Source organism: Spirosoma montaniterrae (genome assembly GCF_001988955.1).
In the GTDB taxonomy this organism is placed as follows: Bacteria; Bacteroidota; Bacteroidia; order Cytophagales; family Spirosomataceae; genus Spirosoma; species Spirosoma montaniterrae.
Genome location: NZ_CP014263.1, coordinates 1,052,595 through 1,075,109, shown reverse-complemented (window position 1 = coordinate 1,075,109; position 22,515 = coordinate 1,052,595). Strand labels below are relative to the sequence as shown.

The window sequence follows — 22,515 nt, the reverse complement described above, 5'->3', positions numbered from 1 at the left end:
AACACAGACAAAGTTGCCGGATTTCGGCACAAAACGCCCGCACAAACTGTTACGGGAGTACTATGCAACCTGCTATTGTTGTTGACATACACCACACCGCCCTACAACCGACTTCGGTCGAGTATTGGGAAACAGCCCTGACGCTGGGCTTCCCGGCAGCACTCTGGCGACTGCCGTATCAGCGCGACAAACACCTGATTGTGTCGTTCGATACGGTGCTGCCCCGCGTGGCGGTCGATCTGGAGGAGTTACCCGCCGGGTTTGCCCTCAGCCCGTTCGATAACCTGAACAGCGATACCGAAACGCCTGCCAAAACGCTGTTTCTCCGGGCCGACATCCACGCCCGCTTTTCAGAAACGGGTCACCTTATCGCTGAAAAACACGACAGTCAGACGTCGAAGTTTGATCAGCAAATCACTGACTTTCAACGTTTTTTGACCCAAAAAAACGGGGCAACATCGCCGACTGTCCTACCTGCGCTGACAGTTCTTCCCGACCCCGACGTACAGGCCCAATTTGAGCGCGACGTGGCCGAAGCCATAGACGCTCTTCAGCGGGGTGAGTTCCGAAAGGTAGTGTTATCGCGAGTGAAGCAGGTGCAGTTTGCCGACGTGCCTAACGCCGTACTGCTGTTCGACCGGTTGTGCGAGGCTTATCCAACGGCGTTCATTTCCGCCGTGTCGGTGCCAGAGCGCGGGCAAATCTGGATCAGTGCCACGCCCGAACGGTTAGTGAGTCAGGACGCCGATGGCATTTTCAAGACGCTTTCGCTGGCTGGTACGCAGTCGGCGCGGCACCCCGATGGTACGGCTAAACGGGCAGCAGACGCTCTTTGGTCGCAGAAAGAAATTGAAGAACAGGCTTTGGTGAGCCGGTATATTATTGAGTGTTTCAAGAAGATCCGGTTGCGTGAATACTTAGAAGAAGGGCCAAAAACGGTCGTCGCTGGCAATCTGATGCACCTCGGTTCGCACTTCACGGTCGATACGCAGGCCGTTCGTTACCCACAACTTGGTACAGTAATGTTGCGGCTGTTGCATCCAACGTCGGCAGTGTGCGGTATGCCCCGCGACCGGGCCTTTGCGTTCATTGAGCAGCACGAAACCTACGACCGCGAGTTCTACGCCGGTTTCCTCGGCCCGATCAATATCGATGCTGCCGACAGCCGTCCGGCCAGCCATTTGTTTGTACACATCCGCTGTATGAAACTCGAAGGCCGCACGGCCACGCTCTACGCCGGAGCCGGCCTGACCGAAGACTCCGACCCCACCCGCGAATGGCTCGAAACCGAAATGAAATGCCAGACGCTGCTTTCAGTTATCAGTTATCAACCAACAGCCAACAGTTAACTATACGGAGAAACTGCTGGCTGCTGCTATAGTGAAGCGGTATTGTTGTATGGCTGGCTGGCGCAGGTGGAGACGCAAAGGGTTGCGTCTCTACAATTGACCGCCCAGCGTAGAGACGCAACCCTTTGCGTCTCCACCTGCGCCAGCCAGCCATACAACATACTTCGTTCAATTTCGCATTAATCACTCTCCTTCGGCTTTCTCGAACGAGTCGGCCCCGGTCTCCTCACTGCGAATGTCGGCGTTGTTGGTACGGCCCTGATTGGCTGCTACCGACGACTGCGTTTCACTGTCGGGTGCGGTGTTGTCGGTGCCACCTGATGCCTGGCGATTCTCCTCTGAATCCTGGGGGTTAGCTTCTGTGTTCATATTCGTTGAGTTTTCGTATTTTTATTCCATACTGTCGTCATCGAGGTCGTCGTCAATATCATCATCTAATTCCAGATCATCGTCGGCAAACTCGTCTTCGATTTCGGCTAAGTCCTCCTCGCCATAGCCACTGGTCGCTCCTGACCCGAGTTCATCAAACTCAGCACCGCCCTCGTCATCGAAGTCGTCGGCTAAATTATCATCGTCGTCATCATCATCATAAGCGGCCATTTTGGGGTTGGGCGTGAGCAGCATTACATCGTCGTCCTGCGCAAAAGTGGGGTGGTTAATCATGGCAGAAAGAAATAATTGGTTCTGTTTTGGCCCAAAAATAACGCGACTTTTGTCATGAAAGTTGGCCGCAACGTCAGGTAATTGACTAAACGGGCAAAAAAATAGTTGTTATTGATAATGAAAAACTACCAGTTCAATCGGTTAACCGATCAGCCAATAATTCGCACCAGCGACGTAACGCCTGCCATCGATGATTTCGAGGTTTTGGGTGCCTTTAACCCGGCAGCATGTTTTATTGACGATGAGATAGTCCTGCTCCTGCGTGTGGCCGAAGCACCCAAACCTAAAAAGGGGCTTATTCTGGTGCCGCTACTCGAAGAAAAAAACGGCGTTCCAACGCTGACGGTCAGGGAGTTTGCCGAACCCGACGAGGACTATGACCCGCGTGTTGTTACCATTCAGGGCAAGCAATACCTGACGTCGCTAAGCCATCTCCGGCTTGCCCGCAGCCGCGACGGGCTGAACTTCACGATTGACGAAAAGCCGTTTCTGTTCCCCGCCCGTATGGACGAGTCGTATGGTATCGAAGACGCACGAATCACGTTTCTGGACGGAAAATACTGGATCACCTACACGGCAGTGTCGGAACATGGCCCGGCGGTGGGTTTAGCCATTACCACCGATTTCCGCGATGTGGAGCGCGTGGGTTTGATTCTGCCACCCCCTAACAAAGACGTGGCCCTGTTCCCCGAAAAAGTTGACGGAAAATACTGTCTGATGCACCGCCCGATGGTGTCGGATATTGGTAAACCGTCAGTCTGGTTTGCCGATTCTACTGATGGCATTCACTGGGGAAATCACCGCTTCGGTTTCGGCGGGCGCGGTTTACAGGATAAAAAGTTTGCCTGGGAAGGCGGCAAAATCGGCGGTGGTCCCGAACCACTGCTCACCGACGAAGGCTGGTTAGTCTGCTACCACGGTGCCGACGAAACCCACGCCTATGCCCTCGCCCTGGCCCTGCTCGACCGCGACGACCCCACGCACGTCCTCGACCGCTCCGAAGTACCCCTGCTCACCCCCGACCTACCCTGGGAGCGCGACGGTTTTTTCCCAAACGTTGTGTTCGCCAACGGCTGGGTTCGCTGGCCCGAGGGTACGGCTCATGCCGGCAAAATCTGGGTGTATTACGGCGCGGCAGATTCGGGCGTGGGCGTATGCGAACTGGTATGAAATTTGGCGATTGTATTCTACAAATTTATAGTTTTTTGTAGAATACAATCGCCAAATCACTACTTCACTCCAGTCTATGGCTAACAGGACATACTTATTTCACTACCTCGCCTTTCACGTACAAGACAGCCGTGCCGCCTTCGGCATTCGACTCGACCAGTACGCTTTTGTTGAACGAGCCGACCGTAGCAGCATTGAACGTGGCCCGGATTTTGCCCGACGCGCCGGGTAAAATAGCTTCTTTCGGGTAATCGACCCCCGTGCAGCCACAGGAGCCTCTGGCATTATTAATCACTAATGGCATATCGCCTTTGTTAACAAATTGAAATTCAGCCGTAACGGGCTTGTTTTGGGTTATTTTGCCGAAATCGTGCGTGGTTTTCCCCCACGTAAACAGAGCCGTCGGCAGGGTCATAGCCACCGAAGCCGACAAACAAACGAGCGAAGCAAAGAACAAAATGCGTTTCATAAAAAAACAGGTTTTAGAAAAAGTGAGAACGTCGCGGTCGTTCACCCGAACGACAGGGCAAACCTACGCACCTCACCCTAACCTGCCTGTTAAGCACTTCCTAACGTTTGTTAATGAGTTGTTAACGCACTCTTGTTGACTGATCGAATGATTGAGTGATTGACTGAATTGCCCGTTCTTTACCTCGCCAATTCAATCATTCAATCATTCAACCATTCAACCACTCAATCAGTCAATCAACGGTCCCGTGTCACGCCTTCGTCTACTGGTTATTTTGTCGGTGCTGAGTATTATTGGCATTCTGGCCGTGCAGGCGGTATGGGTGCGGAATGCCTATGCCCTGCGCGAACGGCAGTTCCGGCAATCGGCGTTTATTGCGTTGCAGGACGTGGCCGACGACGTGGCCCGGCTGAACCGCTTTACGCTGAATCGCTATGCCGTAACTCAGCTTTCGCCCGACTACTTTATAGTGAACACCAATGCCCCCATCGATCCTGTTACGCTCGAAACCTTCATTCTGAATTCGCTGCAACGGCATCACCTGATTACTGACTTTGAGTACGGTATTTACGACTGCGAAACCGACCGCATGGTCTACGGCGACTATGTCAGCACCAGTGCGCAAACCACCCGCAATGCGCGTAATTTGCCCAAATTCGCTGACTACACGTATTATTTCGGCATTCGGTTTCCTAATCAGTCGGGCGTGGTGGCAGGGCAGTTGAGCGGCTGGCTCTGGTCGACGGGCGCGGTGCTGCTGGTGGTAATTTTCTTCGGCTACACGCTGACCGTGGTGCTGAAACAACGGCGGCTGACCGAAGTACAGCGCGACTTTATCAACAACATTACCCACGAACTGCAAACGCCCGTATCGACTATCCGCATTGCCGCCGACGTGCTGCAAACCGATGCCATTATGCAGCAACCCGACCGGCTCCGACAATACGCCCGCGTGCTGAACGAAGAAAGCCGACGCCTGCAACAACGCATCAACAGTGTGTTGCAGGTGGCCCGCTCCGAGCGCAACGGCTTTGTACCTGAACGCACGTCGGTCGATCTGCACGAGGTGCTGACCACAGCCGCCGACGCATTCGGCCCCGCCGTTTCGCTCGACCTGACCGCCCCCGACGCCCACCTCCTGGCCGACCGCCATCAGCTCGAAACAGTAATCAATAACCTGATCGACAATGCGTTGAAATATAGCCAGCCTACACCCCGCGTAGTGCTGCACACCCGACGCGGGAATGGGCGGCTCGTTTGGTCGGTAGCTGACAACGGTATCGGTATTGAGCCACGTTATCACAAAGCTATTTTCCGACAGTTTTTTCGCGTACCGTCAACCGGCCACGTTGCCCCGCCCAACGGCTTCGGGCTGGGGCTGTACGCCGTGCAGCGCATTGCGCGGGCACACGGCTGGCAACTCACCGTAGATAGCCAACCCGAACAAGGAAGCACGTTTATACTAATTGAATGATGGACTGGTTGAATGATTGAGTGATTGAATGATTGAATGGAGTGCCAGACTGCCTTAGATTCGTCGGTAGTTGATTGTGTTGCCGCTACAACCATTCAATCAGTCCATCATTCAATCATTCAACCACTCAATCATTCAACCGGTCAACCACCACGATGGCACGTATTTTATTTGTTGAAGACGACGTTAATCTGGGGTTTGTCGTGCGGGACACGCTCTCAACTGTGCCGTTCAGCGTAACACACTGTACGAACGGTGCCGATGCGTGGGTCGCTTTTCAACGGGAGCCGTTCGATTTGTGTTTGCTCGACGTAATGTTACCGCAAACCGACGGCTTTGAACTGGCCCGGCAGATTCGGAGCGTGAACCTACACATTCCGATTCTGTTTCTGAGTGCGCTGGCCGACAAAGACAGCCGCCTGAATGGTCTGCGACTCGGTGCCGACGATTATTTGGCAAAGCCATTCAGCATTGAAGAATTGATCCTGAAAATCAACGTCTTTCTCCGGCGAACACAGCCTGCGCAACTGCCGGAGAACCAATCCGATTCGTTTCGGCTCGACCGTACCAATCTGGTGCTGTACGTAAATGCTGAACCACAAACCCTCACCCACCGTGAAGCCGACGTGCTGGCCTACCTGCTCGACCGGCCTAATACGCTCGTTCGGCGCGACGAACTACTACGGGCCATCTGGGGCAACGACGATTATTTCATGGGTCGCAGTCTCGACGTATTCATTTCCCGGCTCCGCAAACGACTATCCGACTACCCGGCTCTGCGCATCGAAAACGTTCACGGGGTTGGGTTTGTGCTGCGTCAGGAGAATCGTTGAGGTGTCTACTTTTTGCTAAAAACACTCCTATGTCTGCTGCTATTGAGTTGCCAAATGAATCGCTGCCCGTAGGCGTTGTTGGTCTGGGGTTGATGGGGTGCAGCATTGCCACCTGTTTGCTGGCGGCTGGTCATCCGGTGGTGGCTGTTGCCCCGATTCCGGCTGATTTGCCAACTGCCGAACCACGCATCCGACACCACCTGAACGACCTGCATACCTGGAAAATAACCAATCAGCAGCCCGACTATTTCCTTGAAAACCTGACGATTACCGACACATATGCGGCTCTAAAAAACTGCCGGTTAATTATTGAGTGTACGCTTGAACAGCCTGCCATCAAGCAGCGGGTATATGAGCTGATAGAAGCCGAAGTGGCCGACGATGCCGTGATTAGCTCCAACACCTCCGCTATTCCGATTACGCAGCTTCAGCAGTTTACGCGCCGTCCGCAGCGGTTTATTGGTTTGCATTGGGCCGAACCGTCGCATACAACCCGCTTTCTCGAAGTAATCTGTGGCGATCAGACCGATCTGGCCTGCGCCGAGTGGGTATACGCGCTGGCACATCGCTGGGGCAAAGAACCAACGCTGGTGCGTAAAGACATTCGGGGCTTTATTACCAACCGGCTTATGTACGCCATGTACCGCGAGGCATTCACGTTGGTAGAAGAAGGGTACGCCACCATCGAAGACGTTGATCGGGCCTGCCGTAACAATGCGGGGTACTGGATGACGCTGGTGGGCGTGTTTCGCTGGATGGATCTGACAGGCGTACCGGCCTACCATGCCGTGCTGAAAGACCTGTGGCCCACCCTGAGCAATCGTACTGACGTGCCGAAGCTGATTCAGACTATTGTGGACCGGGGAGGCCGGGGTGTTACCAACGCCGACGGATTCTACGAATACACGCCCGAAGAAGCCAATGCCTGGAGGGATACCTTCGAGCGGTTTAGCTTTGAGATACGCGAGCTGGCATTGCGCTACCCCGCCGACGTGGTGAAGCAGCAACTGAAACAGGTCGGATGATTTTCAACGACAGCATCGTAATTTGCGAACACACGCTAAAAACGCCCTTATGATTCGTCATTTACTTGTCCCGGTCGCATTCGTAGCCGTACTGGCTGCTGGCTGCAAAACCGTAAAACCGTCTTCCGTTTCTTCTGCATCCCAGCTTTCGGCCACCATCACCGAAGAGGGTTTGCTTACCTGCTTTGCACCCGGCACCACGCTCGACGGAAAAGCGGTTTGGTGCGAAGCGTCTGCGGTGGCCTATGATGGCCGTAAGCTCCTGTTCGCCAATGACAAAGACATGCCTGCCGACCTCGGCCCGGTGTTCAGCAAACCGCTGGCAACGCTGGCCGATTCGACACAGCCACCGGCGTATGTAATGACCACGGCCTATGCCCAGGGGCGCAAGTACGAAGATTTCGCCCAAACACCCGACCGGCGGTTTGTACTGCTTACCACAGCCTTCGACCGCGTGAAAGCTGGTAGCCCGGAATGGAATGGCTACAATACGATTCTGTACTGGCGCACTGGCGACGAGCAGAATCCGCGCGTACTGGCTCCCGACGATACCAGCCGAACGTCAATAGCTTACCGAAATAAGCTGGCCCAAGCGTTAAAAACCGAGGAGTTTCCAAAAGGCGCACCGTATTTCAAAGTAGAAGGTCTGGCCGCAACCAACCAACACCTGCTGTTTGGCATCCGCGAAGTGGGCGAATCGTATAGTGCGTTCAAGCCCGTCGATAAAATCATTGCGGTGTCGTATTACATCGAAGGAGCGGGAACTGGCGAGCGCATCCGGCTCCGTGACGACTGGCGCGTAGTGGCCGACTTCGACCCGGCCACTGCCGAACCATCGCTGCCGTTGCCGTTAAGCCTGTCGAGCTTAGAGTATGATCCCTATCGGAATCGCTTTTGGCTGCTGACATCACTCGAAACAAAAGACCGACTCGACGCTTACCTGTGGTCGATATCTGCCGATGGTTTGTTCAGCAATAAGCCTTTCACGCTCGTGCGCGATACGCAGGGGCAACCGCTGCGATTCGGTCATAAAGGCGAAGACCTGACACCGTTAGACAAGAACCGGCTGCTCATTATCCACGACGAAGACCGCTTTCAAACGCCCGTTAACGGCAAAGTACGTCAGCCCAATCAGGCTCCGTATGCTATCGTAACAGTAACAGCAAAGTAGCATGAAATACCTTCCCTTACTTCTGCTGACAGCCCAATTGGCAATAGCCCAGACCGTGGTGAAACCAGTGATAAGCCGACTGGAAATCTATGACCTGACAACGAACACCCGGCGTGTTGTGCGGCAGGATAGCGTTCGGTTCGAGGCACCCAACTGGACCCGCGACGGGCAGTTTCTGATTATCAACGAGCGCGGTCTGCTGTACAAAGTGGCCGTAAAAGACGGGCAGAAAGCGCGTATCAACACCGGAACGGCCAACGCCTGCAACAACGACCACGGCCTGACGCCCGATGGTAAGACGCTCATCATCAGCCACAACACAGATGGAACAGGCCGTGATTATAAAACCTCGAATATATTTACCGTACCGCTGACCGGGGGCGAACCCACGCGCATTACGCAGCAGGGACCATCGTACTGGCACGGTGTCTCGCCCGATGGCAAAACGCTGGCCTACGTAGCCGAGCGGCCCGTTGGCCCCGACAATAAACCCGATTTCGATATTTATACGATACCCATCACGGGCGGCACCGAAACCCGCCTGACAACCTCGCCTGGTCTTGACGACGGTCCCGACTATTCGCCCGATGGCCGCTACATTTATTTTAACTCGTACCGCACGGGCCACATGCAACTCTGGCGCATGGCTCCCGACGGTTCCAACCCTGAACAACTGACCAACGACCAGTATTCCAACTGGTTTCCGCACCCTTCACCCGATGGCCGATGGATAGTCTTTATCAGCTACCTCGAAGACCAGAAAGCCGCTCACCCCGCCGACAAAGCCGTGATGCTGCGGTTGATGGACACAAAAAAGCCGGGCGTATTCAACGAATTAGCCCGGTTTCAGGGCGGTCAGGGCACGATTAACGTACCGAGTTGGTCGCCCGATAGCAAAGCGTTCGGATTTGTGACGTACTGAAAGGGGGGTAAGGGGTAGAGGGAGTAAGGTTGGAAAGGCGTTTTTTTATTAATCAAAACCCTTTCCAACCCTACACCTTTACCCCTTGCCCCCTCTTACCCCTTACTCCCTCTATTGTACCCCACCAAAAAACCCATACGTACCTGTGATGAATTCGATGATGCCGGTGGCGTGGTTGGCTCCGCGCATGGTAATGAGTTCGACGTTGGTGGCTCCGCGTTTGCGCATGGCGTCGTAGGCATTTTTCGAGTTCACGTACAACACCGTTTCGTCGGCGTCGCCGTGGTAGAGCCGGGTACGCGTGCGCGGTTTCCAGTCGTGGATGTCGTTGTCCTGCACTGCCGCCAGAAAACCCTTGTCGGTGCCGTCGTTGATGGCCTGTTTGAAACTATCGGTAAACGCGCTGTTCAGACTTACATTGATGCTGGCAGTTGGGTTGGCGGTAAGTCGGGCAGCATAAGGTTCTTTAAAATAATATGACATCTGGCGGTTCAGGCCATAGATGCGGTCATACGATTGCAACACCCAGACATACAGCCGGTTCACATAGTCGATGCCGCTGGTTCGATTGTTGATAACCTCGCGCATGAAGGCCGGTTTGTCGTAAGCACCGGCCCCGCAACTCGACGCCACCAGGTTGAACTCGCTGCCGGTTTCTTCTTCTATTTTCTTTTGCAAAGCCAGCGTCGCATATCCACCTTCCGAATAGCCCGCCACGAATAGCCGCTTATCCCAGTTGACTTTGTTATCGGCCAGAAACTCGCGCGATGCCCGCAGCATATCGAGCGACGCCGATGCCAGCGTAGCCCGATGCTCATACGGATGCGGCAGGTCTTTCGAGGCACCATAACCAATGTAATCGGGGGCGGCAATGATATATCCCTGCGACGCAAACACCGACCCAAACATATTGGCCTCGCTGCCCGACCGGAAATAGGACGGCGCATCGGCATCATTTTGAATAGTACCGTGCTGCATACTCAGCAATGGCATAGCCGTGGTAGCGGTTGGAATAATGACCGCACCCGATGCTTTAATGGGCTTGCCATCCGTATTGACCGTGCTGTATTCGAGCCGATAAACCTTGATGCCGTGCCGGATAAATAGCTGAAGAGCCGAACTCGCGCCCGTAAACCGGCTACGCAGTTGGGTTGCTGAATACTCGCCGATGAGCGAACTGCTGAGTAACGTTCGGGCAGGCGCGGGGGCTGTGGGTGTTTCGCTGCCGGGTTTCTGGCAACCCGTAGGTGCAATGAGCACCATCAGGCCCGCCAGCAGCAGGACGAACAGAGATTTTATGGTAAGCATGAAAAAAGGATAAAACGTTGTTGAGTTGTATAAAGAAAACACCACTCTGCCCGTTTTCGTTTGCGACCCGGTGTGGAATCGACTCCACAAGAATAGGCATCCCACTTCCCGAATAAAACCCGATTTGCCAATTTCTAAAAACTAACTGCTCAAACTATATGTAAACTATATAACCTTCAACCAACTAATAATCAATCGTTTGGCCTACCCTCTGCTTTTCTCTCCTAATGCTATCGGGTAGACTGGTACGACCTTTGGACTACCGTGGGCAGTACCAAGTATTCACGACACATGAACAAACAATGGATAACGGTTGGTAAACGCTCGCTTTTTGTTTTGGCGGCTACCGGCATGTTGGCAAGTAACGTAACCCTGACGGGTTGCAAATCAATCAAAAACAATACGAATAAAACCCAACGGGGTGCAGCTATCGGTGCTGGTAGCGGTGCTGTAGTTGGGGGCGTTATCGGTCGGCGGTCGGGCAACACCGCGTTGGGTGCCATTTTGGGCGCAACGGTGGGTGGTGCCGCTGGCGCCGTAATCGGTCGGCGGATGGATAAGCAGGCGGAAGAGATCAAGCGCGAGCTGCCAAACGCTGAAGTTGAGCGCGTAGGTGAAGGTATCAAGGTTACGCTTGGTTCCGATATTCTGTTTGACGTAAACTCGTATCAGTTGAAGCCAGCCACGCAGAAGGCATTAGCTGATTTTGCGCAGACGCTCAATAAATATGAGGATACGGATATTGTGATAGAAGGTCATGCCGACGCAACCGGACCGGACGATTACAATCAGAAACTCTCGAAACAACGTGCTGATGCCGTTGCCGATTATCTGAAAGCGCAGGGCGTGAAAACAGCCCGGCTCGATGAGAAAGGGTATGGTGAAGCTCAGCCAGTAGCCGACAACTCGACAGAAGCTGGTCGTCAGAAAAATCGCCGGGTCGACATCGCGGTATTTGCCAATAAGAAAATGCAACGCGATGCCAAAGATGGCAAATTAGACGATTAACAGTGATCGACTACGCTTTATCCAACTAACAGCATTTTGACAATGGCAACGGTTAAGAAAGGTGACGAAGTGACGTGGAAATACGGCAAAGGCGAAGCTAAAGGCACCGTTGCCGAAGTTCACAAAGATGATGTGGAACGCACTGTTCAGGGCGCGAAAGTAAAGCGTAAAGGCTCTGCTGAAGAACCTGCCCTTGTGATTAAGCAGGGCAGCAAGAAAATCATCAAGTCGGCCAGCGAGGTCACTAAAAATAAGTAGACATGGCAACGGCGACCTTAGATGACACTGAGAAAAAAACCATTCGCGATGAGTTTAACGATGCGGTCAACATGACCGCGTCGCAACTCGAAAAATGGTTAGACACCGACGAATCGAAGTCGGTTGGGCAGAAGAAGGACGACGAAGGTGAATCGACCGGGCATAAATCGGGCGAGCGCATCATCCAGATTCTGAAAAAGAAAGCCAGCGATTTATCGGACGACGATTACGCGCACATGCGGAAGGTCGTCAGCTATGTAAAACGGCACAGTGCCCAGCGACCGAAGGAAGTCGACGGGTCGAATTGGGCGTATTCTCTGAAGAATTGGGGACACGACCCGCAGAAGTAGTTTTCTGGTTTACTCAACACACGAAACGTTATTTCTTTTCTTTTTAATTGTTAACACAACCAAACACAGCACGTTATGAACGTTAAGGAAACACGGGGTGAAGTCCTCGACCAACTCAACCGCCTGCTTACGGATACACGTGATGGCGAAAAAGGCTATCAGGAAGCCGCCGAAAATGTAAAAGACGCTGAATTGAAGAGCTTGTTTCTGGCGCAGGCCCGGCAGCGTGGTGAGTTCGCTCTGGAACTTGACCGCGAGATTCGCACACTTGGTGGCGACCCCGACAACAGCACCAGTTTAGGAGCTGATTTGCACCGCGCGTGGATCAACATTAAATCGACCTTTGCCAGCAACGACGATAAAGCAACCGTGCAGGAGTGTCAGCGGGGCGATCAGGAAGCCCTCAACAACTACAATGCCGTGTTGCAGGAAACAGACTTAGTAGCCAGCACCCGCGAGTTGCTGCTACGCCAAAAACAGAGTATCGAGTCGGCTCATGCCACGATGGCTCGTTTGGCCTTGGTAGTGTAGTGAATGGTGGGATCGGAAAGCCTGCTTCCATTGGAGGCAGGCTTTTTTGTTTGTCATCCACCCCACCCCAACCCCTCCCCTCAAAACGAGGGGAGGGGCTTTCGCTGGAAGCATCTATGCTTGGCCCCTCCCTAACGGGGAGGGGTTGGGGTAAACATTCGGCCTGAACGAACGGTTAACTTACTAAAATGAAGGCAGTGGGAAGCCACCAGTTCCTACAACGTTATGAGCAAATCTTCTAAAACCGTCTCTCCTCCGGAGACTCCTCCAACAAAACCGGGCAAACCATATCCGCTCGGTGCTACCTTCGATGGCGAAGGCGTAAACGTTGCCCTGTTCAGCGAAAATGCTACGGGCGCATACCTCTGTCTGTACGACACGGCTGATCCTGGTCGCGAAACGGCTATGATTCCTATAACCGAACGCACTGATCTGGTTTGGCATATTTACGTCGATGGACTGCAACCTGGTCAGCTTTACGGTTTTCGCGTAGATGGCCCCTATGACCCGCAGGCCGGTCATTTTTTCAATCCGAACAAGCTGCTGCTCGACCCGTATGCCAAAGCCATTAACGCACCAGTCAATCATAACAATGACTGGTTGGGATATGACTACGAAGATGGCGAAGACGACCGGCATCGGGTAATGAGTGCCGTAGATAGTGGCCCAACGATGCCAAAATCGGTCGTGATCGATGACAGGGCATTTGACTGGGAAGACGATACCGCTCCGGCCATTCCAATGCATCGTTCGGTTATCTATGAAATGCACGTAAAGGGGTTCACCCATCAGCACCCCACGATTGACGAACGCATTCGCGGCACCTACGCTGGCTTAGCCACCCCGGAGAGCATCGACTATCTTAAAAAATTAGGCGTTACGGCGGTCGAGTTGCTGCCCGTGCATCAGTTTACGAACGAAAGCTACTGGGGCTACAACAGCATCGGTTTTTTTGCCCCGCAGAACACCTACTCGTCGTCCGGCATGAACGGTGAGCAGGTTGTTGAGTTCAAGCAAATGGTGAAAAACCTGCACAAAGCGGGTATCGAAGTGATTCTCGACGTGGTGTACAACCACACTGCCGAGGGCAATCAACTCGGTCCAACGCTCTCGTTTAAGGGCATCGACAACCGGGCCTATTACCATCAGGTCGGCGATAGCCCCGACTATTACATGGATTACACTGGAACGGGTAATACGTTCAACATCAGCCACCCGCGTGCGTTGCAGGTGGTCATGGACAGTCTGCGGTACTGGGTTACGGAGATGCACGTCGATGGTTTCCGTTTCGACCTGGCCTCGGCTCTGATTCGTACCGACGAAGAGATGGGCAATGTATCATCCTTTTTGGATACGGTGGCGCAGGACCCCGTTCTGGCGCAGGTGAAACTGATTGCCGAACCCTGGGACATTGGGTCCTATCATGTGGGCGGCTTTCCGGTCCAGTGGTCGGAGTGGAACGGTAGATACCGTGATGCGCTGCGGTCCTTCTGGAAAAGCGACGAAGGCAAAGCAGGTGAGGTGGCCGTGCGGTTGCTTGGCAGCCCCGACCTATACGACAAAGGCCGTTCGCCAGCCAACAGCGTGAACCTGATTACGGCTCACGATGGCTTTACGCTCAACGACCTGGTTAGCTACAACGAGAAGCACAACGAAGCCAATGGCGAAAACAACAACGACGGTTCGAACGATAACCTAAGCTGGAACTGTGGCGCAGAAGGACCGACCGATGACCCGGACATCAACGCACTGCGTGAAAAACAAAAACGTAATTTCCTGACTACGTTGCTCTTGAGTCAGGGAACGCCGATGATTGTGATGGGCGACGAATGTGGCCGCACACAACAGGGCAACAACAACGGCTACAATCAGGACAGCGAGATTAGCTGGATGAACTGGCACTGGGACGATAAGCAACAGGCTTTATTCGACTTCACAAGTGCGCTGACGACCCTGCGACGGGAAATTCCGCTCCTGAGCCGACGCAAATTCTTCGGCAGTGAGCAAGTGTCGTTTCTGCGCCCCGACGGGCAGGAAATGACGCACGACGATCTTCAAAATCCCGGAACGCATTGCCTCGCGCTGTTCATCGACGGGAAACGCGTGGAAGAACAAACCGAAGATGGACAGGATATTGGCGACGAGCAGCTAATCTGGATTCTAAACGCTTTCTGGGAAGACATTCCGTTTATGCTCCCCAAACTCGAACGCAAAACTGCGTCGTGGGAAGTGCTGATCGATACCAACGTTGGTCAGGTGCGGCCCAGCGTTAAACCCACCAAAGGCGGTCAGGAATTCACGGTAGCGGCCCGCTCGTCGGTGCTGTTACGGCTGAAGTAAACCCCACCCCAACCCCTCCCCGTTAGGGAGGGGCCAAAAAAGCTTACGCCAGTAAGCCCCTCCCTAACGGGGAGGGGTTGGGGTGGGGTTATAACCCACTATAATACGCAATACTTTCTTCAAGCCCGATCTGGATTTCAGGTCGGGCTTTTATAGTTTCATCACAGACGAATGGGCAACTTTTGCTGGTTATTCGTACATTTAAGCAAATTACCCAATCATCCCAATTTATCAGTTTATGCGAATACCTCTCCTGATGGGGCTGTTTGCGCTCGGCCTGTTGGCTACGGCTCAGGCGCAGACGGGCTTCCCGCGCAATGGCGTGTACGACGAACGTCCGGGTCTGTATGCCTTCACTAATGCTACCGTCGTCGTTGACCCACAAACGACCCTCCAGAACGCCACGCTGCTTATCCGCGACGGACGTGTAGAAGCCGTTGGCACCAACCTCAGCCTGCCCGCCGGAACTGTTGTGGCCGACCTGCGCGGCAAACGCATCTATCCCGCCCTGATCGATTTAGACTCCGACTACGGAATGCCCGACGTACCCCGTGCAGCCGGTGGCGGTCGGTTTGGCGCACCTCCGCAAGTTGAGTCGAATAAGAAAGGTCCCTATTACTGGAATCAGGCCGTTCAGCCCGAAAACGACGCGAGTCTGCTCGTCAAAGCCGATGCCAAAAAAGCGGACGAACTCCGAAAAATGGGCTTCGCAACCGTGCTGACCCACCCCCACGACGGTCTGGCCCGTGGCACGGGTGTGCTGGTTACGCTGGCCGATGAACGTGAGAACGCGCTGGTGCTGAAAGCCAATGCCACAGCGCATTACTCGTTCAGCAAGGGCAGTTCGGGCCAAACCGCGCCCAACTCTATGATGGGGTCGGTAGCCATTCTGCGGCAGGCATTCTACGACGCTGACTGGTACAAACGAGCGGGCAAAACCGAACAAACTAACCTCTCGCTGGAAGCTCTGACCCGCATTCAGCCGCTACCCGCCATTTTCGATGCGGGCGATAAACTTGGTATTCTGCGAGCCGATAAAGTGGGCGACGAGTTTGGCATTCAGTTCGTTATGCGTACTACCGGCGACGAATACCAGCGCATCGACGAGGTGAAAGCTACGGGTGCGTCGCTAATTGTGCCGCTTACTTTTCCGGCAGCATACGACGTAGAAGACGCCTGGGACGCCGACAACGTATCGCTGGCCGAAATGAAGCACTGGGAAATGGCTCCCACCAACGCCGGGAAACTGGCCGGAGCAGGCATTCCGTTCGCGCTGACTACGGCGGGGCTGAAAAACAAAGCCGACTTCTGGGCCAACCTGCGCAAAGCCATCGAAAACGGGCTTTCCGAACAAAAAGCATTAGAAGCACTGACCACCACACCGGCCCGGCTCATCCGCGCCGACGATCAGGTGGGCACCTTGCAGAAGGGTCGCGTGGCTAATTTCATCATCACGTCGGGCAACCTATTCAGCCCCGACAATGTGATTTATGAAAACTGGATTCGCGGCAAACAGTACATCGTCAACCCAAAAGATGCTGTTGACCTGCGCGGCAACTGGCGGCTTGTGGTTGGCAATCAACCGCCCGTGTCGCTGAGCATTACGGGAAAAACGGCGGATAAAGTCGAGTACCAGATTATCCGAAACGATACGATAAAAATTACCCCGAAAGTGGCGGTGAGCGGTGAATTAATCTCGCTACAACTACCGACCGACAAAAAACCGGGCACCAGCACTACCCGCCTGACTGGCTACCGCACCGGCCCGGCCAACTACGCGGGCGATGGCGAAACTCCGGATGGGCAACCAGTAACGTGGTCGATGGCGCGGGCAGTTGATTCGCCGGTTTCTACGTCAGCGACAACGGCTTCAGCAACGGCACCAACTGCCGTAACGGCCTCACTGCTGTACCCATTCGTGGGTATGGGCAACGTGCGTAAGCCGCAGCCGCAAACCATACTGATTCGCAACGCAACCGTCTGGACCAACGAAAAAGATGGGATTCTTCCAGACACGGACGTATTCGTAACGAACGGGAAAATTAGCCAAATCGGTAAAAACATGCCCGTTCCCGCCGATATTGCCGTACTCGACGGCACCGGCAAGCACCTCACTACCGGCATCATCGACGAGCATTCGCACATTGCGCTGCTGTCGGTAAACGAAGGCTCGCAGTCATCGACCGCTGAGGTACGAATGGCCGACGTGGTGAACTCGGAAGATATCAACATCTACCGCCAATTAGCCGGGGGCGTTACAACGTCGCAACTGCTGCACGGCTCGGCCAACGCCATTGGCGGGCAGTCGGCCATTATCAAGCTAAAATGGGGCGAAGCACCTGCTGGGCTGTTGCTGCCGGGTGCCGATGGATTTATCAAATTCGCGCTGGGCGAAAATGTAAAACAGGCCAACTGGGGCGATGCCAACCGGGTTCGGTTTCCGCAAACGCGCATGGGCGTCGAGCAGGTGTACATGGATCATTTCATGCGGGCTAAAGAATACAGCCGCATGTGGCAGAACTATAATACGCTGAACGTGAAGACGAAAGGACTATCGCAACCACCCCGGCGCGACATCGAACTCGACGCACTCGCCGAGATTTTAGATGGTAAACGGTTTATCACCTGCCACTCCTACGTGCAGTCGGAAATCAATATGCTCATGAAAGTAGCCGACTCGCTGGGCTTTAAAGTCAACACGTTTACGCACATTCTGGAGGGCTACAAACTGGCCGACAAAATGGCGAAGCACGGCGCGGGCGGCTCGTCGTTTGCCGACTGGTGGGCCTACAAAATGGAAGTGAAAGACGCCATTCCCTACAACGCAGCGTTGATGCACCGGCAGGGCGTAACGGTCTCGATCAACTCCGACGATGCCGAAATGGCGCGTCGCCTGAATCAGGAAGCGGCCAAAACCATCGAATATGGCGGCATGACCGAAGAAGACGCCTGGAAGACCGTAACGCTCAATCCGGCAAAACTGCTGCATTTGGATGGGCGGTTAGGCAGTATCCGCGTTGGCAAAGACGCTGACCTTGTACTCTGGAACGCCAACCCGCTGACCATCTACGCCCGCCCTGACTTCACCATTATTGACGGAGCCATCTACTACAGCCAAAAAGGCGACGAGCAACGACGCAACGCCATGCAGGCCGAGCGCACCCGCCTGATTCAGAAGATGATAGCGGCCAAAGCAAGCGGCAACCCCACCACCCGCCCAGCACCCAAACGCGCCCGTATGTGGCACTGCGAAGACATAGAAGGCGTAATGGCAGAGGGGGAAGAACGATGACAATCGTAGAGACGCAAGATTTTGCGTCTCCGCTCGCGTCAGCAATTTACATTTCCGTTTGGCGTCTCCTTTGACGTCAGCAATTTGCTTTAGAAGATTCTAAAAAACCATCCGGCTACCGAGAGACGCAAAATCTTGCGTCTCTACAAGGATAAAAACATGAAACATTTCATATCAACCCTTTTCGTGCTGGCGTCGGTATCGGCGTTGGCGCAGAACCCGGCTCCGGCCCGGCCACAAACGCGGCCCATTGCGCTTATGAACGGCATCGTTCACGTTGGCAATGGACAGGTGATTCCAAACGGCGTCGTTATTTTCGACAAAGGCATCATCACAACCGTTGTCGATGCCACAACTACGCGGCTGAATCTGAACGACGTGGAGGTAATCAACGTGGCCGGGAAGCACGTGTATCCCGGCCTGATTTCGCCCGCATCGACGGTCGGGTTGCAGGAAGTTGCAGCCGTCCGGGCCACAGTCGATAAGCAGGAAGTGGGTGCGCTGAACCCCAATGTTCGCGCCCTGATTGCCTACAATACCGACTCGGAAATCATTCCGACCATCCGCAACAACGGTATTTTGCTGACACAGGCCATGCCGCAGGGCGGCACCGTATCGGGCAGTTCGAGCATTATGATGGCCGACGGCTGGAACTGGGAAGACGCCGTGCTGAAACGCGACGATGGCATCTGGCTCAACTGGCCCGGTTATTTCAGCCGTGATTTCAATTTCGATGATTTTTCCGTCGTCGTAAAAAAGAATGAAAAGCGCGATGAAACTATCGGCGCACTCCGGGCAACCTTCGCCGATGCCAAAGCTTACGCGGCTATTACGAATCCAATGCCCATGAATCTTAAACTCGAAGCCATGCGCGGACTGTTTACGGGTCGGCAAAACCTGTATGTCCGGGCCGACTACGGCAAAGACATCATCGAAGCCGTGCAATTTGCCCGGTCGGTGGGTGTGCCGAAGGTGGTGATTGTAGGCGGTGAAGAAGCCAATCGGGTCGTCACATTCCTGAAAGAGCAGAACGTGCCGGTGATTCTGAGCGCGTTGCACCGCCTGCCCAACCGCGAAGACGAACCCGTTGACCTCCCCTATCGACTGCCGGGTATTTTGCAGAAATCGGGCGTACTGGTGAGCCTGAGTTATGCCGACGAGTGGTGGCGGACCCGCAACCTGCCTTTTCAGGCCGGAACCGCCGTAGGCTTTGGCGTATCAGACCGCGAAGAAGCCCTGAAAATGATTACATCCAACACGGCCAAAATCCTCGGCATCGACAAACTCGTGGGTACACTGGAGCAAGGCAAGCAGGCCACGCTGTTCGTATCGGCGGGCGATGCCCTCGACATGCGGACAAACGTAATAGAGCAGGCGTTTATTCAGGGGCGAAAAATCGATTTAGACGACCGCCACAAACGGCTATATCAGACCTACAAGAAGAAGTACGAGGAAAAATAATTGTACCTTTACCACTGTATGGAAGCGACCGCACAGAAGATAGAACTCACTGAAGCACAGGTAGCAAAACTTGATGCTGGGCGTATGGTGGCGATTCCGGCATCGTGGGACGAGTTTATGGACTACCTGCCCGATGCTCCCTACCGTATCGAATACCACAACAACCAGATTATTTTTATGGGCTTAGCTGCCTTCATCCACGAATTATTGGTGGGAAACATCATTGCTTTGCTTAAATCAGTAGTAAAAGGCAAAGGCTTCTACGTGGCTGGCAGCAATGTAGGCGTATTGAAACGTGAGGGCAGAGGCTATTATAATCCTGATGTAACAGTGGTGAAGGGCAAACCAGCCTTTCGTAGTGGCTCGAACGCCATAATCACAAACCCGTATCTGGTTGTTGAGGTATTGTCTGAGTCGACGGCGGCTTATGACCTTAGTCATAAATTGCCCAAATATGAGCAGATAGACAGCTTACAAGAGATCGTGTTCATTGACCGATTCGAGCTGTCGGTCAGCACGTTCCGGCGAACCGAATCGCCAAACGTCTGGACCCAGACCAATTACTATCAGTTAACCGACGTGGCCCGCATCGACTTGTTTGACATACCGTTGCAGGAAATTTTCGCCGACCTGCCCGACGAAGAATAACAACGACCTGACGCATAAAAAGCCGCCAAACACACTGTTCTGGCGGCTTTTCACTGAATAATACGTCTCAAATCAATACACCCGCAGCTTCTGACCGGGCCGAAGCCGTGAACCCGACATATGATTCTTGCGCTTCAACGCCGACACCGACATACCGTAGCGGCTGGCTACCGAGCTAAGTGTTTCTCCCGACCGCACCCGGTGCAGCACCGTTCGTTTCAGGCGCGGGCGGGCCACACTTTCCGAACCTGCCGAGCGGCCACCGCGCAGATAATCCCAAACGGCACTGGTCAGTAGAAAATGATCGGAATTGATGGTGTTGGCCGGAAACGAATAAATGTTTAGTGGGCTAAAGGGGTTGCCTTCGTAGCGCGTCTCAAAGTGCAGGTGTGCGCCGTAGCTGCGGCCCGTGTTACCGCCCAAACCAAGCTGATCGCCCGCTTTTACCAATTGACCCGACTCAACCGTTTGTTTGGAAAGGTGCCCGTAAAGTGTTTCGAGACCGTTGTAATGCCGTACCATCACGTAACGCCCGTAGCCGTTACCATCCCAGCCTACAACCCGTACAATACCATCGAAGGCAGCATAAACCGGGTCGCCGGTTTCGAGATCGAGGTCGGTGCCGGTATGCCAGCGGCCCCAGCGATACCCAAAATTCGATGTCATTTTCCCCTCATTGAGCGGGGCCGACCAGTAATGGTTGGCTGGCGGGTCGTAGAGTTTAATGTCGATGGCCTCGTTGAATTCACGCGGGTCGATACCATACGGGTTAATGTTGCGCGAATCCCAAACAGCGTAATAGTCAGCAATCTTCACCCATTCATTCCCAACCAGCACCGAATCAATGACTTCAACAACGCTGGTTTCGCCCTGGTCGATCTGGCTTGTATCTTCACTGACCACCGGGTTAAGTTCTTTTTTCGGCTCAAACTGGTTGTTAAAACGCAGTTGTGTCGTTTCCTGCTCGAAGGGATCGTCCGCTTTTCGGGGCTGCTCAACGACCGATGGAGAGGGATTGTACTGATTTTTTGGGGTAATCTTCAGGTTGTTTTTGAAGCGTCCGCGCTCTTGAGCCTCAGCCGATACGACTAAGCACAGGCATCCAACGGCCAGTAGCCACCGTGTAGCGGTTTTTCTCATAATTACGAGAAGGTGCAAGGTGTAAAGTGCAGGGTGCAAGGCTGGAACGTGTTTTTTATATTCTTTCCAGCCTTACACCGTTTGCCCCTTTCACCCTACAACCCGTTTAGTGTTAATGAACAAGTTCCTGGTCCTGCATTTCTAATGTGACTAAGTAGCGTTCAGCGTCCAAAGCAGCCATGCAACCGGTTCCGGCAGCCGTAACAGCCTGACGATAAACGTTATCCTGAGCATCTCCACAGGCAAAGACGCCGGGTATATTCGTGCGGGTACTGCCCTTCTCGGTCAGAATGTAGCCATTCGCGTCGAGGTCGAGGTAGTCCCGGAAAATATCGGTATTGGGTTTGTGACCAATTGCCACGAAAAAGCCGGTCACGTTCAAAACGCTAACGTCGCCGGTTACATTGTTCTTCACCCGAACCCCTTCTACAGCATGTTCGCCCAGAATTTCTTCGGTTTCGGTATGATACAGAATTTCAATGTTAGGGGCCGTCTGTACACGCTTCTGCATGAACTTCGACGCCCGCATTTCGCCCCGACGCACCAGCATGTACACCTTGCGGCATAGGTTTGCCAAATAGCTGGCTTCTTCGGCGGCTGTATCGCCCGCGCCCACAATGGCTACGTCCTGCCCCCGGAAGAAAAATCCGTCGCAAACGGCACAGGCCGAAACCCCGTGTCCGTTGAGCCGCATTTCCGATGGCAGGCCCAGCCACTTGGCCGATGCCCCTGTAGAGATAATAATGCTATCGGCTTTAATAATATGATGATCATCGACAGTAACCTGGTGCGGATTGTCATGGCCTGGGTTTTCTACCAGTTCTACCTTCGTAACCATGCCATATCGAATATCAGTACCAAACCGGCGCGCCTGATTCTCTAAGTCCTGCATCATCTGCGGCCCCTGTACGCCATCAGGATAGCCCGGAAAGTTATCGACTTCTGTTGTAATCATCAACTGTCCGCCGGGTTGAGTACCCTGGTACAGAAGGGGTTGCATATTTGCGCGGGCTGCGTAGATAGCGGCTGTATAGCCAGCCGGGCCGGAGCCGATAATCAGGCACTTAACGTGTTCGGGAGTCATTGCGGAAGAAACAAAATGT

At 53.9% G+C, this 22,515-nt stretch carries 21 protein-coding genes; 15 read left to right on the top strand and 6 right to left on the bottom strand.

Translation table 11 applies throughout. The annotated features are described in order from the left end of the window. Positions 1 to 62 precede the first annotated feature (62 nt). Complete coding sequence (locus AWR27_RS04685; RefSeq protein WP_077130128.1) at positions 63 to 1,349, top strand: chorismate-binding protein; 1,287 nt, start codon at positions 63 to 65, stop codon at positions 1,347 to 1,349. Positions 1,350 to 1,532: 183 nt separating this feature from the next. Here the strand turns inward: AWR27_RS04685 and AWR27_RS04680 are convergent, their stop codons facing one another. Both AWR27_RS04680 and AWR27_RS04675 read right to left on the bottom strand, forming a co-directional pair. Next, complete coding sequence (locus AWR27_RS04680) at positions 1,533 to 1,718, bottom strand: hypothetical protein (RefSeq protein WP_077130127.1); 186 nt, start codon at positions 1,716 to 1,718, stop codon at positions 1,533 to 1,535. Positions 1,719 to 1,739: 21 nt separating this feature from the next. Continuing rightward, the gene (locus AWR27_RS04675) at positions 1,740 to 2,012 is read right to left on the bottom strand and encodes an adhesin (RefSeq protein WP_077130126.1); all 273 of its coding nucleotides are present in this window, start codon (positions 2,010 to 2,012) and stop codon (positions 1,740 to 1,742) included. A 117-nt stretch (positions 2,013 to 2,129) separates the two neighbouring features. Here AWR27_RS04675 and AWR27_RS04670 point away from each other — a divergent pair, with 117 nt between their 5' ends. Then, positions 2,130 to 3,182: a glycoside hydrolase family 130 protein gene (locus AWR27_RS04670; RefSeq protein WP_077130125.1), complete on the top strand. Its 1,053-nt coding sequence runs from the start codon at positions 2,130 to 2,132 to the stop codon at positions 3,180 to 3,182. Positions 3,183 to 3,276: 94 nt separating this feature from the next. On the opposite strand, the gene AWR27_RS04665 is transcribed toward AWR27_RS04670, so the two are convergent. Next, complete coding sequence (locus tag AWR27_RS04665; protein WP_077130124.1) at positions 3,277 to 3,651, bottom strand: DUF1573 domain-containing protein; 375 nt, start codon at positions 3,649 to 3,651, stop codon at positions 3,277 to 3,279. 247 nt (positions 3,652 to 3,898) lie between these two features. Here AWR27_RS04665 and AWR27_RS04660 point away from each other — a divergent pair, with 247 nt between their 5' ends. The 5 genes from AWR27_RS04660 to AWR27_RS04640 all read left to right on the top strand — a co-directional run bounded on the left by AWR27_RS04660 (position 3,899) and on the right by AWR27_RS04640 (position 9,076). After that, entirely contained in the window at positions 3,899 to 5,125 is a 1,227-nt protein-coding gene (locus AWR27_RS04660; RefSeq protein WP_077130123.1) for a sensor histidine kinase, read from the top strand. A gap of 155 nt (positions 5,126 to 5,280) precedes the next feature. Then, positions 5,281 to 5,958 (top strand): response regulator transcription factor, encoded by a 678-nt coding sequence (locus AWR27_RS04655; RefSeq protein WP_077130122.1) that lies wholly within the window; start codon positions 5,281 to 5,283, stop codon positions 5,956 to 5,958. Between the two features lie 29 nt (positions 5,959 to 5,987). Then, positions 5,988 to 6,983: a 3-hydroxyacyl-CoA dehydrogenase family protein gene (locus AWR27_RS04650; RefSeq protein WP_077130121.1), complete on the top strand. Its 996-nt coding sequence runs from the start codon at positions 5,988 to 5,990 to the stop codon at positions 6,981 to 6,983. Between the two features lie 49 nt (positions 6,984 to 7,032). Beyond that, positions 7,033 to 8,154, top strand: a complete 1,122-nt coding sequence (locus tag AWR27_RS04645) for a hypothetical protein (protein ID WP_077130120.1) — start codon at positions 7,033 to 7,035, stop codon at positions 8,152 to 8,154. A gap of 1 nt (position 8,155) precedes the next feature. Then, positions 8,156 to 9,076, top strand: coding sequence for a TolB family protein (locus AWR27_RS04640; protein WP_077130119.1), 921 nt, complete (start codon positions 8,156 to 8,158; stop codon positions 9,074 to 9,076). 111 nt (positions 9,077 to 9,187) lie between these two features. Here AWR27_RS04640 and AWR27_RS04635 read toward each other — a convergent pair whose 3' ends face one another. Then, on the bottom strand, positions 9,188 to 10,384 hold the full coding sequence (locus AWR27_RS04635) for an alpha/beta hydrolase family protein (RefSeq protein ID WP_077130118.1): 1,197 nt from the start codon (positions 10,382 to 10,384) through the stop codon (positions 9,188 to 9,190). A 351-nt stretch (positions 10,385 to 10,735) separates the two neighbouring features. On the opposite strand from AWR27_RS04635, the gene AWR27_RS04630 reads away from it, so the two are divergent. The 8 genes from AWR27_RS04630 (at position 10,736) to AWR27_RS04595 (ending at position 20,272) form a co-directional block, all read left to right on the top strand. Further along, on the top strand, positions 10,736 to 11,392 hold the full coding sequence (locus AWR27_RS04630; RefSeq protein WP_418346634.1) for a YiaD family glycine zipper/OmpA-like lipoprotein: 657 nt from the start codon (positions 10,736 to 10,738) through the stop codon (positions 11,390 to 11,392). Between the two features lie 42 nt (positions 11,393 to 11,434). Then, on the top strand, positions 11,435 to 11,650 hold the full coding sequence (locus AWR27_RS04625) for a hypervirulence associated TUDOR domain-containing protein (protein WP_077130116.1): 216 nt from the start codon (positions 11,435 to 11,437) through the stop codon (positions 11,648 to 11,650). A 2-nt stretch (positions 11,651 to 11,652) separates the two neighbouring features. Then, positions 11,653 to 12,000, top strand: a complete 348-nt coding sequence (locus AWR27_RS04620; RefSeq protein ID WP_077130115.1) for a DUF3140 domain-containing protein — start codon at positions 11,653 to 11,655, stop codon at positions 11,998 to 12,000. A 75-nt stretch (positions 12,001 to 12,075) separates the two neighbouring features. Then, positions 12,076 to 12,531 carry a ferritin-like domain-containing protein gene (locus AWR27_RS04615; protein WP_077130114.1) on the top strand — a complete coding sequence of 152 codons (456 nt, stop codon included), beginning with the start codon at positions 12,076 to 12,078 and terminating at the stop codon, positions 12,529 to 12,531. A gap of 225 nt (positions 12,532 to 12,756) precedes the next feature. After that, complete coding sequence (gene glgX, locus AWR27_RS04610) at positions 12,757 to 14,871, top strand: glycogen debranching protein GlgX (protein WP_077130113.1); 2,115 nt, start codon at positions 12,757 to 12,759, stop codon at positions 14,869 to 14,871. 238 nt (positions 14,872 to 15,109) lie between these two features. Then, on the top strand, positions 15,110 to 18,163 hold the full coding sequence (locus AWR27_RS04605; RefSeq protein ID WP_077130112.1) for an amidohydrolase family protein: 3,054 nt from the start codon (positions 15,110 to 15,112) through the stop codon (positions 18,161 to 18,163). Between the two features lie 159 nt (positions 18,164 to 18,322). Continuing rightward, positions 18,323 to 19,624 (top strand): amidohydrolase family protein, encoded by a 1,302-nt coding sequence (locus tag AWR27_RS04600; protein WP_077130111.1) that lies wholly within the window; start codon positions 18,323 to 18,325, stop codon positions 19,622 to 19,624. 18 nt (positions 19,625 to 19,642) lie between these two features. Continuing rightward, a complete protein-coding gene (locus tag AWR27_RS04595; protein ID WP_077130110.1) occupies positions 19,643 to 20,272 on the top strand; it encodes a Uma2 family endonuclease in 630 nt (209 codons plus the stop codon). 72 nt (positions 20,273 to 20,344) lie between these two features. Here the strand turns inward: AWR27_RS04595 and AWR27_RS04590 are convergent, their stop codons facing one another. Next, positions 20,345 to 21,412, bottom strand: a complete 1,068-nt coding sequence (locus tag AWR27_RS04590; protein WP_077133797.1) for a peptidoglycan DD-metalloendopeptidase family protein — start codon at positions 21,410 to 21,412, stop codon at positions 20,345 to 20,347. A gap of 112 nt (positions 21,413 to 21,524) precedes the next feature. Beyond that, positions 21,525 to 22,496, bottom strand: coding sequence for a thioredoxin-disulfide reductase (gene trxB, locus AWR27_RS04585; protein ID WP_077130109.1), 972 nt, complete (start codon positions 22,494 to 22,496; stop codon positions 21,525 to 21,527). Between the last annotated feature and the right edge of the window lie 19 nt (positions 22,497 to 22,515).

What these genes read in the sequence shown, in the direction of transcription:
- AWR27_RS04650 (WP_077130121.1), top strand. Translation starts at nt 5,988, where the DNA reads ATGTCTGCTGCTATTGAGTTGCCAAATGAATCGCTGCCCGTAGGCGTT.
- AWR27_RS04685 (WP_077130128.1), top strand. Translation starts at nt 63, where the DNA reads ATGCAACCTGCTATTGTTGTTGACATACACCACACCGCCCTACAACCG.
- AWR27_RS04595 (WP_077130110.1), top strand. Translation starts at nt 19,643, where the DNA reads ATGGAAGCGACCGCACAGAAGATAGAACTCACTGAAGCACAGGTAGCA.
- AWR27_RS04665 (WP_077130124.1), bottom strand. Translation starts at nt 3,651, where the DNA reads ATGAAACGCATTTTGTTCTTTGCTTCGCTCGTTTGTTTGTCGGCTTCG.
- trxB (WP_077130109.1), bottom strand. Translation starts at nt 22,496, where the DNA reads ATGACTCCCGAACACGTTAAGTGCCTGATTATCGGCTCCGGCCCGGCT.
- AWR27_RS04590 (WP_077133797.1), bottom strand. Translation starts at nt 21,412, where the DNA reads ATGAGAAAAACCGCTACACGGTGGCTACTGGCCGTTGGATGCCTGTGC.
- AWR27_RS04605 (WP_077130112.1), top strand. Translation starts at nt 15,110, where the DNA reads ATGCGAATACCTCTCCTGATGGGGCTGTTTGCGCTCGGCCTGTTGGCT.
- AWR27_RS04615 (WP_077130114.1), top strand. Translation starts at nt 12,076, where the DNA reads ATGAACGTTAAGGAAACACGGGGTGAAGTCCTCGACCAACTCAACCGC.
- AWR27_RS04630 (WP_418346634.1), top strand. Translation starts at nt 10,736, where the DNA reads ATGTTGGCAAGTAACGTAACCCTGACGGGTTGCAAATCAATCAAAAAC.
- AWR27_RS04635 (WP_077130118.1), bottom strand. Translation starts at nt 10,384, where the DNA reads ATGCTTACCATAAAATCTCTGTTCGTCCTGCTGCTGGCGGGCCTGATG.
- AWR27_RS04620 (WP_077130115.1), top strand. Translation starts at nt 11,653, where the DNA reads ATGGCAACGGCGACCTTAGATGACACTGAGAAAAAAACCATTCGCGAT.
- AWR27_RS04675 (WP_077130126.1), bottom strand. Translation starts at nt 2,012, where the DNA reads ATGATTAACCACCCCACTTTTGCGCAGGACGACGATGTAATGCTGCTC.
- AWR27_RS04680 (WP_077130127.1), bottom strand. Translation starts at nt 1,718, where the DNA reads ATGAACACAGAAGCTAACCCCCAGGATTCAGAGGAGAATCGCCAGGCA.
- AWR27_RS04625 (WP_077130116.1), top strand. Translation starts at nt 11,435, where the DNA reads ATGGCAACGGTTAAGAAAGGTGACGAAGTGACGTGGAAATACGGCAAA.
- AWR27_RS04670 (WP_077130125.1), top strand. Translation starts at nt 2,130, where the DNA reads ATGAAAAACTACCAGTTCAATCGGTTAACCGATCAGCCAATAATTCGC.
- glgX (WP_077130113.1), top strand. Translation starts at nt 12,757, where the DNA reads ATGAGCAAATCTTCTAAAACCGTCTCTCCTCCGGAGACTCCTCCAACA.
- AWR27_RS04655 (WP_077130122.1), top strand. Translation starts at nt 5,281, where the DNA reads ATGGCACGTATTTTATTTGTTGAAGACGACGTTAATCTGGGGTTTGTC.
- AWR27_RS04600 (WP_077130111.1), top strand. Translation starts at nt 18,323, where the DNA reads ATGAAACATTTCATATCAACCCTTTTCGTGCTGGCGTCGGTATCGGCG.
- AWR27_RS04645 (WP_077130120.1), top strand. Translation starts at nt 7,033, where the DNA reads ATGATTCGTCATTTACTTGTCCCGGTCGCATTCGTAGCCGTACTGGCT.
- AWR27_RS04640 (WP_077130119.1), top strand. Translation starts at nt 8,156, where the DNA reads ATGAAATACCTTCCCTTACTTCTGCTGACAGCCCAATTGGCAATAGCC.